This is a genomic window from Robiginitalea sp. (assembly GCF_982776155.1).
This window is the reverse complement of record NZ_CEXZKX010000014.1, coordinates 1-13,496: the sequence shown is the minus strand read 5'-3', so window position 1 is coordinate 13,496 and position 13,496 is coordinate 1. Positions and strand designations below refer to the sequence as shown.

Below are 13,496 nucleotides of genomic sequence, written 5' to 3'. Positions count from 1 at the left end.
GCGTACCTTTGCAGCATGAACAAAAAGGTACAGGTACAGGACCTCGGCTTCCGGGACTACAAGGAAACCTGGGAGTATCAGGAGTCCCTGTTCCGGGACATCCTGGACCGGAAAATCCGGAACCGGCGGGAGGGGAATTCCGATGCCACTCCCAACCACTTCCTCTTTGTGGAACACCCCCATGTCTATACCCTGGGGAAAAGCGGGGACAAGTCCAACCTGCTTGTGAGTGAGGCGGTTTTACGGGAAAAAGGCGCCTCCTTCTACCATATCAACCGGGGCGGGGACATCACCTACCACGGGCCCGGACAGATTGTGGGCTACCCGATCCTGGACCTGGAGAATTTCTTCACGGATATCCACAAGTATCTGCGCCTGCTGGAGGAAATGGTGATCCGGACATTGGCCGGGTACGGGCTCAAAGGGGTCCGGTCCGAAGGGGAAACAGGAGTCTGGCTGGATGCCGGTACGTCCCGGGCCCGGAAAATTTGTGCCCTGGGGGTGCGGGCCAGCCGTTGGGTTACCATGCACGGCTTTGCCTTTAATATCAATACGGACCTCGCCTATTTTGACCTGATGATTCCCTGCGGCATCCGCGACAAATCGGTGACTTCCCTCAGCGCCGAACTCGGGCGCCACATACCCACCCGGGAGGTGAAACAGCAATTGCTCACCCATTTTTCGGAACTTTTCGGGGCGGAAAGCCTCCCCGTGCAGCCGGATTGATATCCCCCGGGATTTCGCGCCGGACTAACGGGAAATCGAAGACAGGACCATCCGGCTCGTAAGCTTGCCATTTTTGTTATAGCTCTCGGACTTGACCATGCCCACGCCCTCCGCCAGCCAGGTGCGTTGCGGGAAGGTTTGGTTGGCCATCATCATCTTGGATTGGGTTTCACTGTAGATCACGTAGCAATCGAATTCGCCCGCCGGCGTGCTGACGGTTTCCTTTTTCTCCACCTTCCGGTTGGTCATGTCCACCTGCATATTCATGTTGATGCCGCTCATTTTTACCTTCATGGAGACATTTGCGTCCGGGAGCTGCTGCCCCTCGGACAGGTTGTTGGGCAACTCCAGGTCCGTGCCGGTGATTTCCGCTTCGGCATCTCCGAATTGCTCCATCATCTGGCCGGAAAGCAGGGATTCGTAGTCGATGCGAATTGCGGTCCCCGTACAGGTGATGCCGTAGGAGGTTTCATAGGAATTCTTGCCCTTGTTGTCGCTGAAACCCATATTCATCTGGGCCACCAGGCCCTCGGAGGTTTCGGCTACCTCGGTCACCTCCTGCCATTGGGTGCCTTCTACCTTGTCCTTCCGGTTGTACATGGTGTATTCCATCCGCACGCCCTCCTGTAGCGGGTAGTATGCGCTGCATTCCTGGGCCGTGGAAACGGCGGGCAAAAGGCAGAGGGCCAAGACGAATGTGGAGATCCATTGAACGGGTTTCTGAATAAGGTTCATTTGCTCAAGTTTTATTTGGTTGCGTATCTGTTTGTTATCTGTGAATTGACACCCTCTGTAGAGGAGGGTGTTTCGGTTATTGCCGGATGAATTCCACGCGACGGTTCTGTGCTTTCCCGGCCGGGCTGTTGTTGTCGGAGACCGGCTCGGACTCCCCCTTGCCCAGGGTGCTCAGACGGCCTGCGTCTACGCCGTACACGTCTACCAGCGCCTTTTTTACCGCTTCGGCCCGCGCCTGGGACAAAGCCACATTCGCGTCGGCATCTCCGTCCGAATCCGTATGCCCCACGATTTGCAGCGACATGCCCCCGTCCTGTTGCAGGACCTGGGAAATCTGCCGGATGACGCCCATGGACCTCGGTTGCAGGTTGGCCGAGCCGGAATCGAAGAGGATGGCGTTTGTGGAGATGGATCCCTCGGCGAGCAGTTTTCGCCTCAGGTCCTCGCCTCCCTTGGCGATCTTCACGTTGGAAATAAATACTTTCTCCTTGCCGGATTTGACCCCCGTCAGCTGAAATTTCACATGGGACAGGGGCCCGCCCGGGCCGATCATCCGGGGAATGTCGATATGCTTATTTTCGTCAACATACAGGCGGAACCGCTCTCCGTTGACCGCGATGGAAATATGCGGCCGGTTCTGGATGTTTTCGCGGATATCCAGTTTTACGGTATTGGAAATGGTCCGTTCCGAGTTGATCAGGTTCTGTACCCGGATACCCCCGGGGGTATACTGCACCATCGGCAGGTTGGCCAGGACGTAATCCGATCCTTTTTCAAACCCACCGTTGTCGTCCAGGAGCACCTGGAGGACGGCCGTGGAGGATGTTTGCCGGTCCATGCCGGATGCCTGCAAGTCAAATTCCAGGGTGAAGTCCTCGGGCAGGTTGTCCAGATTGGGGACATAGTAGGTGCGGTTACCCGATACGAGTTCGAGCCATTTGCCGCTGTCGTCCCCGAAGGTAACCACCTGGCCGCCCCCGTTCGTGTTCCACCTGGCCGGGAAATCCCCGATAAAGTCGTCCCCGAAGTCGTCGTAAAAAAGCACTTCGTCCCCCGGGACAAAATCGAATTTGCTATATACCTCCAATGACTTGGGTCCCGATGCGGCAGAAGGGGTTCCGCTATTGGAGGAAGGATTGTTCCCGCCGCCCGCAGCCGGGGTGTTTCCGCTGCCGGCGCCGGCATCGGGCTCGTTTCCGCCTATCGGGGGTGCCGGGCTTTCCGCCGGGCCGCCGGATCCGGGTTCGAGAATACTGTCCAGGGCCTGGTCCGTCTTTTTGGTGGCTTCCTCGTCCACGCGCTGTTCCACAGTGCGCTCGGCAGCCTCCCGCGCCCGTTTGCCCAGTTTCTTTAAAAATTGGCTGTTGGCATCCGGAATATACAGCAGGAATAAGCCGGCTGTAAGGAAAATCCGAATCCCGGAGGTAAGCATTTTCATCGGTGTGTTCTTTGTGGTTTAACGATTCTCCTAAAGATACAAAACAGATGTACAGATACCGTTTTGGATGTATAATCCGCGGGGAAAATGGTATCGATGGCAGCAGGTTGCTTACCGCTGTATCCTGTATACGGCAATCAGGCTGTCGCGGAATTTGACGCCCAGTTCGGGGTTGCGGTCCCCATCCATGTCCGCCATGTCGGGGAGGCCGTTTCCCTCAACGGGGAAGCCCTTCAGGCGGGAAGCGTCGCTGCGGAACAGGTAGAGTTTCTGGGTCTGGATATCCGTAACGCCCACATAGATGATATCGTACAGGTAGAAAATTCGCGGGGCCGTGTATACCCCCAGTTCGAGCTCTGCGCGGTTGCCCTTGACCTGGAACACGTTGTCGTTCATCAGCGTCAGGGTATGGGCCGTTGCATACATGCCGTGATCCGCGTTGAGGTTCAGGGCGGTTCGGTTGATCCTGCCCCGGGTGTCGATGGTAACCAGGTTGCCGGATTTCTCGGTGAAGGCGAATTTATCGCGGTAAAGGTAAATGCCGTTACCGGAAAAGTCGAATCGCTCCTCGACGCGTATGCGCGTATCCCCCACCCGGTTGAGGATCCTCAGGCGTCCGTCTTCCAGCCGGAAGACCAGGTAATCCCGACTGCCGATGCGGATATGATCCGGCGGGCCGATTGGGGGGCTGCCGGCATCCCGGAATTTAAACCCACTCACATCGCGCCCCTGACCGTCGAACATATAGATCTTTTGCCCGTCGTTGAAAACGAGCCGGTAATTCCGGTTGTTGTCGTAGTCAAACAGGGCCAGGGGCCCGAGCGTCCCGCCTTCGAATTTTTTGGGGAAGGGGGCAACGGGGTTTCCGTCCCGGTCCAGCACCATCAGGGCCCCGGGAAGTGTAAAAGCCATCTGGAAGCGGCCGTTTTTAAACAGGTCTACCTGATGGATGGCCCCCTGGATGGGCCCCGCCAGTTCCTTTTTCCAATACAGGTCCCCGCTGGCGGAATACAGGTAAAGCTGGTTCCTGTCGTCCTGGACGGCCAGGTCCATGCCGCCTGTCCGGTGGTTCCTGAGCATAAAAGGCCCGGCCATTACCTGTCCTTCGAGTTTCCGGGTAAAGGCCAGGCTCACCGAGGCCCCGCTGCCCGTCGGGTCGTCTTTTTTCCGGAACTGGTATTCCAGCAGGTCGTAGCCTTCCGAGCTATTCAGCTGGGCGCTATACAGGTAATCCGAAGGCATTTCACCCGCAATCGGTTCGGGGAGCCCCAGCACGGAGAGGCTGTCGGTCAGGAAACCGGCCTCCCCGGGATGGTCGGCGAGTACGAAGGAGGTGGATTCTGACGCCAGGAAGGGTTGCAGGCGGTCATAGGTGCCGTTTGCGGCGTACGAATCTTCCCGTTTGTAAGAGCTGATGACATTCCGGACGCCTTCAAGGCTGGGCCCCAGGACAAAATAATTGCCAAAAGCACCTAAAAAACCCGGCTCCGGGATGCCCTTTAGCAATGGGTCAAAAGCAGCCATCAGCGCTGCGGGATCCCGAAGGGCGTATACGCCGGCATCCTGGAAGGAGTCCAGCTGGTCCAGCTGAGGCCGGAGGCCATCGATCACGGCCGTGGGATTGACGCTCACCAGGACCGCCAGGGTTTCGCCCGAGAGGTTGAACACCCCGAGGTGTTCCACACTTTCAAGGAGCCCGGGATGCGGATTCGGCCTGCCGAGGATGCGCTCCTGGTTCTGGAGGAACTTGCCCGGGTCTCCCAAAGATAGCGTATAGAGCGCGGAGGTTCCGGCCGGGGGCACCCTGGCAACTTCCCCCAACGGCAACGCAGGGATACCCCTGAGGATGGCCCGGTTGTCCCAGAGACTGTCCGGACGTACTTCAATGCCCTGGAACAGGAGGGCATCGGATCGCAATTGCAGGTCGAAGGCGGACCAGGCGGCGCCCGGCGCAATCGGTTTTCCGGATACTTTGCCCAGGAGGAACGCTTCCAGGGGATGCGCGTGTCCCATGGGCAGGAACAGGGAGGCGGAAGTCCGGGGATTCGCAGTCCGTGCTGCCCGCAGGAGTGGGTTCCCCGAATCCGTTTCATTCCCGGTGGCCTCCGCTATCAGGGAGGCCGAATTGCTCAACAGGCGTATCGCTCCGACTTTTTCCGCTACCAGCCCGGACGAATCCGCAGGCGTCCCGACAGGGCTGCTCCCGGCGGCCCCGACGGAATCGGGGACCGGTTGCCAAACCTCTTCAAAAACCACAAGCCACCGGGGGTCTTCGCCCGGGTCTCCGGTTACGGCCACCAGGCATCCCGGACCCAGCTCGAGTTCCAGCACCTGGTCGAGTACCCCGAAGAGGCGATTCCCGCCGGATACTTCCCGGTAATGCCGTAGCAACCCGTTATTGCGGTATTCGGACCGGAATCGTTCAACGTCGTGGAGCTGCAAAACCACATCGGAAGACGCGGGAATCAGGCCCCAGGGATTTGCCGAATCCCTGTCCCTTTGTACGCAGGAGGACAATGCGGTCAGAAGGCATGCAAGCAGGACGAGGCCGGGAATCTTCAAAATCGGGTTCTTTTTAGGCAAATGTAGCACCTAGAACCGGAATTTCAATTGCTCCGGCAGCAACCGGAAGCTTTGCCTGTGATAGGGGGAAGGCCCGTGTTTCCGGAGGGCCTCCCGGTGTTCCCGTGTGGGATACCCTTTGTTGCGGTCCCAGCCGTATTGGGGGTATTCCCGGTGCAGTTCCCGCATGCGGGCATCCCGGGCCGTCTTGGCCAGGACGGAGGCCGCCGCGATGTTCAGGTACCGCCCATCCCCCCGGACCAGGCACTGGTAGGGAATCCCCTCATAGGGAAGGAAGCGGTTCCCGTCTACCGCGATGGCTTCCGGGCGCATCCCGAGTTGGTCCAGGGCCCGGTGCATGGCCTGAAGCGATGCCTGCAGGATGTTGATTTCGTCGATGGTGGCGGGGGGGATATGGGCCACCCCGGTTGCCAGGGCCTCCCGGAGGATTTTCGGCGCCAATCGTTCCCGCTGGTCCGCGCTGAGCTTCTTGCTGTCGTTCAGGAGCGGGTCTTCAAAACGCTCCGGTAAGATCACAGCGGCTGCCGTAACCGGCCCGGCCAGGCACCCGCGGCCGGCTTCGTCCGTGCCGGCTTCCAGGGCGCAACTGTAATAGGCTTCGAGCATCCGCGTCAGTTTCTGGGAAGTGTTGGTTTATTGCACCAGGAATTCAAACAGCTCCGATTCCGAGGAGTTGCCGACAGAATCCGATGTGGTCACCCGCCAGTAATAAGTGGTGGCAGCGGCAACCGGCACGGTCAGGGTCGTTTCGCCCGCTCCGGTGGTGCCCACCGATTCCAGGGCGCCCGGCCCGGTACCCAGGAAAACCTCGTATCCTTCGATATCGCCATCCACGTCCGAACCGGACCATTCCAGGGTAACTTCAGAGGCCGTTTCCAGATGCGCGCCCCGGGCCGGGGCGATGGCCTGGGCGGGGAAGGGGGCGTAATTTTCTACCCCCGGGCCTTCGTTATAGAAGCGCCAGGTAGGGCTCGCAGCTGTTTCGCTGACCCCGTTGGCACGGGACACCACCTGCCACTGGTAGGGGGTGCCGCGGTTTACTGAGAGGGTGGCCTCATTGGTATTCGTGGTGGTGCTCAACTCGGAATTCGTGTTGAGGTTGCGCACTATGAGCTCGTAGCTATCCGTGTTCTGCGACAGGTTCCACTGAAAAGTGATCCGGCTCTGGGTAGGGCTAATGATTTCCCCTTCGGTACACTCCGTATTGTTTCCCGGGAAAATCAGGGTTGCCGCCGAGGGCGGATCGGGTTGGGGTTCGGGCTCGGGGTCGTCGGACCCACCGCCGCCGCACGCGAGCAGCAGGAAAAATAAACTCCCGGTAATGCCTTTTACAATTTTCATTTCTTCACAATTTTATAGATTCTCAGGGAATCCCCGGTCCGGACATTCAGGATGTAGACCCCGGCGGGATACCCGCTCATGTTGATCAGCATTTCGGAGGCTGCCACCGGAATACGCTTGGCCAGTACGCGGGTGCCGCTGAGTGCATAGAGGGCAATTTCCGCATTCCCGGAAGCCGTGCCGCCCAGGTAGATATTCAGATCTTCGTTGCCCACGGGGTTCGGGTAAATCAGGGGCGTGTTGCTGACCACTACCGTTTCCGTATAGGTGCCCTGGCAACTCAGGCCGGTGGAAACCGACAGCTCGTTACTGGGTTTTTCGATGGGCAGACGGATGCTTCCCCCGTCAGTCCGGTAGGTTTTCCCGTTCCACTGGATGATGTATTCCGTCCCCCCGCTAAGTTCGAGTTCCACTTCCTGATCCAGGGTGCGGATCTGCGAACTGACAGACAGCGCTTCGGGTTGGTCAATCGCCGTATCAAAACAGATTTCATATCCTGACTGACCCACCACGCCAATACAGAGTTGATAGCTCCCGGCCGGCAGGTCCGGAAAAGTTACTGCCTCGGTAAACGACTCCTCAAAGGTGCCTGCATCCCCGGTCAGCGTCGCTGTATAATCCAGGGCTTCCACCGCTTCCACCCGGATGGTGCCGTTGTTGCTGGAAATACAGGATTCCCCGGTGGTGCGCACCCGGAAGTTTTCCGTCGGCAGGCTGAAGGCTTCGCAGCCGGAGGTGTCTACAGTGGTGCCCTGGGGCGTATCCGGGCAGGCATCGGCCGTGTTGGGCACGCCGTCGTTGTCCGAATCATCGTCACACACGTCCCCGATCCCGTCCATATCCTGGTCGGCCTGGTCTGCATTGGGGGTCAGCGGGCAGTTGTCCTGGTTGTCCGGTACCCCGTCGTTGTCGTCGTCGTTGTCGCAGATATCCCCGATCCCGTCTCCGTCTCCGTCTTCCTGCCCCGCATTGGCGGTAAGCGGGCAGTTGTCGTTTTCGTCCAGGACCCCGTCGTCGTCGTCGTCCTCATCGTCGATGAGCCCGGAAACCCCCAAATCGTCTACCACAACGCCTTCCTGGGTTACAGCCGGATCGGAGTGGAATACCAGCCGGAAGACGATGTTTGCTTCCGCTGTCAGGTCGGTCTCCCCCAGGGAGGCATTCAGGGCAAAATCGTAGGCGTACTCCTTCATCTCGTCGTCGGTTCCCGTCCATTGGGCGCCCGGGCAATTCTGGCAGTCGTCTTCTGCCCCGCTGCTCGCATTCGTCCGGTTGCTCGTGTACCAGTTGGGCTGGCTGTCGACAGAACCCAGCAGGTTCCAGGTATCCCCGCCGTCTGTCGAATATTCCACGTAGACGATATCGAAATTCACCTCCAGGTCGTACGCCATGTTAAAGCGCAGCACCGGTGCCAGGAAAGATGTGAAATCATAGCAGGGGGTCAGGAGGAACGCCTTGGTGGCATCCGCGTGGTCGCCGTCCAGGTTTGTCCCGTATACGCGGGTGCCGGAGGCGGCCGCATTCAGGACTTCCCCCTGGGGTACGCCCCGTTCCCATTCACTGCCGTCCCCGTTGGCGTTAAAGGCCACCAAATCGTCCGCGGCATCTTCAAAATCGTTCCGCTCATTCGGCCCGGCCGTATTGTTGGTAAAGAATCGCACCTGGCCGTCGTTGTTTTCATTAAAAGCATCCCCGGAAACAGTGGCCGACACCTCCAGGAGGATTTCGCCCGCTCCCCCGATATTGATGGCAGGCAGGTCGATGGTTCCGGTTGCCCCGCTCGCCAGGTCGATGGTTTCGGTAAATTCATTCAGCGCCCCGCCGTTGACACGATAGCTTACCGCTACCTGGCTGATACTGTTCAACCCTTTGTTTTCTACGGAAATCTGCGGGATGGCATCCGTCGTACACAGGATGGAGCCGGAAGCCGGACTCACGGACAACAACCGCAGGTCGTTGTCGGGCTGTTGTACCGGGATGGGCGACTGCCAGACGCCCCGACCGTAGGTGGATGCTGTCAGGATCTCGTCGTCCAGGCTGATCTCCAGGTCGCTGACGGCCACACTGGGCAGCCCGGTAAAATAATCCTCCCATTCGGTTCGTGTATCGTCCAGGCGGTATACCCCCAGACTCGTACCCACATAGACCGGGTTGTCCGTGTGCCGCCCCTGGTGGACGATCGAGAAATAGGCCTGGTCTTGAGGGAGGTTGCCCGTGATTTCTTCCACTTCCCCGTCGGACCCTGTGACGGTGATTTTATACACCCCCCGGTTGGTTGGCTGGAAAGCCTGGGGAACCCCGACGCGGTCGGAAGTCACCGCCCAGGCGATATTCGGATTTTCGTGGTGGATGGCGATGTCGGCGATTTCCGTCGGAAGGGTGGCTACCTTCAGGAAATTCTCGCCCCCGTCCTCGCTGAAATACAGGTCGCTCCCTTCGGCGGCGTACAGTACCTGCGGGTCGCTGGCGGACACCTCGACGTCTTCCACCGTATTCCCGAGCCCCAGGGAAACCTTTTCCCAGGCATTCCCGGTTAGCTTATAGACCGCATCGTAACCGGCATATACGGTGCCGTCCGGCCCGATGGCCAGAGGGGTGATCCAGTTGCCCTGGAGCCGTCTGCCGTTATCGTCAAAAGGCGATCCCAAAAAGCCGATGGATTGCCCGGCGTCCGTGGAGAGGTAAAGTACCCCGCCGAACTGGGAAAAACCGTACACCACGGAATTGTTCATTGGGTCGATGACGTTGTCCATTCCGTCTCCCCCGTGCCAGTTGTTCCAGTTGGCCGCCCCGAGTACCTGTCCGCCATTGTCCTGCAGGCCGCCCGTCATGATCCCTGCATCCGATCCCGAAACGGAAAGGCGGTAGAACTGTCCGATGGCCATGCCGCTGGTCAGGTCCTCAAAAGTCTCGCCCCCATCTTCCGTCACATAAAGGCCGCCGTCGGTTCCCGCAAAGAGCTTCCCGTTAAAAATGCGGAGGGTGTGGATGTCCGCGTGGGTGTACGCGGCGTCGTTGACAAACCACTCGTTGAGTTTTTCGAAGGAATCCCCCCCGTCCGTACTCTTCCAGATATTCAGGCAACCCACATACAATTCGTCCGCATCGGTGGGGGATACCTCCAGGGCCAGGTCAAACCAGGCCTGGCTGGATTCCATCAGGTCTTCGGAATTCAGCGTTACACTGAAACTGTCCCCGGAATTTGTAGACTCGTACAACCCCTGGAAACTGAAATCCTCGGCCGAGGTGTTCGCACTCAGTACATAGACCCGGTTCGGGTCGGCCAGGGACACCCCCAGGACAAGCCGGCCGGATTCCTCCGGGAGGGCGCTGTTCTCCAGCAGCGTAAAAGTCTCCCCGTCCGTACTCTTGTAGAACCGGCTGTTGGTGACGGCGTACACCGTGTTGGGGTCGCCGGGTTTGAGTTTGAAGTCTTTGATATTGCCGGACTGCACATTCGACCAGTTCGCCCCGGCATCCGTCGATTTAAACAACCCGCTCGTGGTCCCCACCCAAAGGGTGCTGGAATCCGTCGGGTCGATGACGATTTCGTTCATCAGCGTACTGACGCTCGTGTTTTCCGGATTCAGTCCCGTTTCGGACCAGGTAACGCCCCCGTCGTCCGAGCGGAAAACCCCTACGCTGAAGGAATCCCCTGCGTCGTCGTCCCCGGTGGCTATGTAGATAATGTCTGAATTCTGCGGGTCGATGGCGATCCCCGAGACGCCGATCTGCGGGAAATTGTCGAACAGGTTTGTCCAGGTGCCCCCGGCATCGGTGGATTTCCAGATGCCCCCTGCCGGAGCCCCCACATACCAGGTGTCCGGGTTGTTCGGGTCTACCGCTACGGCGTTCAACCGTCCCGTACCCGGCAGTTGCCCGGCAAAAATCCCGGGGGCAAAAGGCCCCACGGAGGTCCAGGCACTGACGGGGTTCACGTCAAATCCCGTACGGTCTGCTTTGCGTTCCCAGGCCTGCCAGAGTTCCCTGGCGGTCGGCAGGTAACCATCCGCATTGGCAAAGTACTGCCAGTAGTTTTCCCAGCGTTTATACGGTTTGAAGCCACTTCCCCTGGCTTCCCAGTCCCGCCCGGACCAGTAGGCGTCGAAGGCAGCGGAGATTTCCGGCAATGTATAGCGCTGACCGGAGGCTTTCGCGGTGGCCCCCTTACTTTTTTCGAGCTGTCGCATCCAGGGGGCGCCCGGGTTGAATTGGGCCTGAGCAATCCCTGCTGCCAGGAGGCAGGTAACGAATAGTATGCGATTCATATCAATTTTTTTGCTAAAATGCGTAAAGCCTTCCAAGGTAGCAAATTTTTGCGTTAACCGGTTGGTTTCCCTCCGCAGGGGAAACCCCACGGGAGATGCCAGGCCAGCCGGAAGCAGGGAAACTTTCACATATACTTAGGAACAAAAAAGGTACCTTTGCGGGGAAGAAAAGCCCTATGCGATACTGCCTGCTGATTTTATCGGCTCTCGTGCTGCATCCGGCACTGGCCCAGGACAACCCGGCCCGGCCTGCCCTCCAGAATGATTCCATCCCGCCCCGGGAAAAGAGACTTCCCCCGAATGTCCCGCCCGGCCGCGCGGAAGCGGCCATCACCATTAAGGATTACAAGATTATTACCCAGGAGCGGGATACGACCTACCTGGATACCACGCTCACCATCCAGAAGGAATACCGTTACAACTACCTCAGGCGCGACGATTTTGAACTGATGCCCTTCTCGAATGTGGGGCAGCCCTACAACCGGCTGGGGGTGGACCTGAACCGGGAGTCCCTGTTTCCCAGGATGGGTGCCCGGGCGCGTCACTATAATTATATGGAGGCGTCGGATATCCGCTACTACAACGTCGCTACTCCGATGACGGACCTGTTCTTTAAAACCACTTTTGAGCAGGGGCAGTTGCTGGACGCCATGCTCACCTCCAATTTCAGCCGCCGCCTGAATGTATCCATCGCGTTTAAGGGTTTCCGGTCCCTGGGGAAATATCAGGAAGACGAGGTCCAATCGGGGAATTTCCGTGCCACTGCCAACTACGTGACCCGGGATGGCCGCTATCGCTTCCTGGCCCACGTGGCTGCACAGGACATCCAGGGGCAGGAAAATGGCGGGCTATTGAATGCGCCGGATCAATTTGAATCCGGGAACCCGGATTTCCAGGACCGCTCCCGGATTGATGTCCGCTTTAGCAACGTGCAGAACGAACTCAACGGGAAACGGTATTTCCTAGATCACGAATTCCGACTTCTGGGGCAGGGTGCCGACAGCATCCCGGGCATGGGGAATTTGTTTTTGAGGCACCGTTTTTCCTATGAAACCAAATGGTACCAGTATTCCCAGAACAACAATACCACCGAATACTTCGGCGACCTTTTGGTGACGCCGGTCAGGGACCAGGCCTACCTGAAGACGTTTGACAACCGCTTCGGGGTGGGGTTGGAGAACCGCTGGCTGGGTCGGCTCGAAGGATATATTACCATCTTTGATTACACCTATTTCTTTAATAGTGTCCTGCAGACAGGCACCGGGACGATCCCAAACCAATTGCCCGGGCAGCAGCTGGTTTCCGGGGCTGCCTGGAAAAAGTCCTTCGGGCCGCTTACCCTGGAGGCAGACGGGGGGCTCGGGCTTGGGGGCGACCTGACGGATTCCTACCTGGATGCGAGCGTGACGCTGCCCCTGGGCACATCCCTGGAATTGCATGCGGGCATCCACCACAGCGCCCGGAAGCCCGATTTCAACTTTCTGTTGTACCAGTCGGATTACCTGAATTACAACTGGGATAATTCGGGCGCCTTTGAGAACGAGCAGGTCCAAAGCCTCTTCGGGGAGGTGCGTTCCGAATGGCTGGGGTCTCTAAGGGCACAACTCAGTTCAACGGACAACTATTCCTTTTTCCGTTCGGAGGCCGATGCCGACCAGTTGGCAGCGGGAGAGGAGCAGGCCTTTGTGCGCCCTTTTCAGGAGGCGGGCCGCATCACCCACCTTCGGGTGAAGTACCAGAAGGAATTCCAGCTGGGCAAATGGGCCCTGAACAACACCCTCCTCTATCAGGAGGTGGATCAGGATGCGGCTGTATTGAATGTGCCGAGGCTGGTAACTCGCAATACGCTTTATTTTTCCAGTGACGTCTTTAAAAAGGCCATGTTCCTGCAAACCGGGATTACCTTCCGGTATTTCACCTCGTACTATATGGATGCGTACAATCCGCTGCTCGGGGATTTCTACGTACAGGACCGGGAGGAATTCGGCGGTTTTCCGATGCTGGACTTCTTTATCAATGCCAGGATCCGGCAAACCAGGATTTATCTGAAGGCGGAACACTTTAACTCGTCGTTTTCCGGTAATAACTATTATTCTGCGCCAGACTATCCCTACAGGGATTTTGTCATCCGCTTCGGGCTGGTTTGGAACTTCTTTTCCTGACCGCCTGCCGTTTTCCGGGGTGGACCGTGACTCCCGGGGTGGGAATATGTCTGTCGCTGATTACGAGACACTTGCCAATTCGGGGGTGATTTTTTCAAAAGTTCGGATTGTAAGCCTCACGCAGACAAGCACTTGTGTCTTTAGGAAATTTTTAAGCAAATTTTTTTCACTCCCTGTTTGTGGAAGCCAAAAAAGCATTCTATATTTGCACCCGCTTTTCGGGGTAAAACCTGGATGCGAGGA

8 protein-coding genes are annotated in these 13,496 nt (G+C 58.2%); 2 read left to right on the top strand and 6 right to left on the bottom strand.

Annotated elements, in window-relative coordinates:
• Positions 1-15: 15 nt before the first annotated feature.
• Entirely contained in the window at positions 16-726 is a 711-nt protein-coding gene (gene lipB / locus AC3DKS_RS14725; RefSeq protein WP_015753842.1) for a lipoyl(octanoyl) transferase LipB, read from the top strand.
• A 24-nt stretch (positions 727-750) separates the two neighbouring features.
• On the opposite strand, the gene AC3DKS_RS14720 is transcribed toward lipB, so the two are convergent.
• The 6 genes from AC3DKS_RS14720 to AC3DKS_RS14695 all read right to left on the bottom strand — a co-directional run bounded on the left by AC3DKS_RS14720 (position 751) and on the right by AC3DKS_RS14695 (position 11,091).
• Complete coding sequence (locus AC3DKS_RS14720; protein WP_015753843.1) at positions 751-1,461, bottom strand: TapB family protein; 711 nt, start codon at positions 1,459-1,461, stop codon at positions 751-753.
• Positions 1,462-1,537: 76 nt separating this feature from the next.
• Positions 1,538-2,899 (bottom strand): OmpA family protein, encoded by a 1,362-nt coding sequence (locus tag AC3DKS_RS14715; RefSeq protein ID WP_015753844.1) that lies wholly within the window; start codon positions 2,897-2,899, stop codon positions 1,538-1,540.
• A gap of 111 nt (positions 2,900-3,010) precedes the next feature.
• Positions 3,011-5,461, bottom strand: a complete 2,451-nt coding sequence (locus AC3DKS_RS14710) for a hypothetical protein (RefSeq protein WP_041327021.1) — start codon at positions 5,459-5,461, stop codon at positions 3,011-3,013.
• A gap of 30 nt (positions 5,462-5,491) precedes the next feature.
• The gene (gene rnhB, locus AC3DKS_RS14705; protein WP_272608456.1) at positions 5,492-6,088 is read right to left on the bottom strand and encodes a ribonuclease HII; all 597 of its coding nucleotides are present in this window, start codon (positions 6,086-6,088) and stop codon (positions 5,492-5,494) included.
• A 27-nt stretch (positions 6,089-6,115) separates the two neighbouring features.
• Positions 6,116-6,823, bottom strand: a complete 708-nt coding sequence (locus tag AC3DKS_RS14700) for a hypothetical protein (RefSeq protein WP_015753847.1) — start codon at positions 6,821-6,823, stop codon at positions 6,116-6,118.
• Positions 6,820-11,091 carry a thrombospondin type 3 repeat-containing protein gene (locus tag AC3DKS_RS14695; RefSeq protein ID WP_041327535.1) on the bottom strand — a complete coding sequence of 1,424 codons (4,272 nt, stop codon included), beginning with the start codon at positions 11,089-11,091 and terminating at the stop codon, positions 6,820-6,822. The genes AC3DKS_RS14700 and AC3DKS_RS14695 overlap by 4 nt, the downstream gene beginning before the upstream one ends.
• Positions 11,092-11,267: 176 nt before the next feature.
• On the opposite strand from AC3DKS_RS14695, the gene AC3DKS_RS14690 reads away from it, so the two are divergent.
• On the top strand, positions 11,268-13,253 hold the full coding sequence (locus tag AC3DKS_RS14690; protein ID WP_272608458.1) for a putative porin: 1,986 nt from the start codon (positions 11,268-11,270) through the stop codon (positions 13,251-13,253).
• Positions 13,254-13,496 lie beyond the last annotated feature (243 nt).

Excerpts from the sequence above, each read along its gene's own strand:
- lipB (WP_015753842.1), top strand. The coding sequence starts at position 16 with ATGAACAAAAAGGTACAGGTACAGGACCTCGGCTTCCGGGACTACAAG.
- AC3DKS_RS14720 (WP_015753843.1), bottom strand. The coding sequence starts at position 1,461 with ATGAACCTTATTCAGAAACCCGTTCAATGGATCTCCACATTCGTCTTG.
- AC3DKS_RS14715 (WP_015753844.1), bottom strand. The coding sequence starts at position 2,899 with ATGAAAATGCTTACCTCCGGGATTCGGATTTTCCTTACAGCCGGCTTA.
- rnhB (WP_272608456.1), bottom strand. The coding sequence starts at position 6,088 with ATGCTCGAAGCCTATTACAGTTGCGCCCTGGAAGCCGGCACGGACGAA.
- AC3DKS_RS14700 (WP_015753847.1), bottom strand. The coding sequence starts at position 6,823 with ATGAAAATTGTAAAAGGCATTACCGGGAGTTTATTTTTCCTGCTGCTC.
- AC3DKS_RS14695 (WP_041327535.1), bottom strand. The coding sequence starts at position 11,091 with ATGAATCGCATACTATTCGTTACCTGCCTCCTGGCAGCAGGGATTGCT.
- AC3DKS_RS14690 (WP_272608458.1), top strand. The coding sequence starts at position 11,268 with ATGCGATACTGCCTGCTGATTTTATCGGCTCTCGTGCTGCATCCGGCA.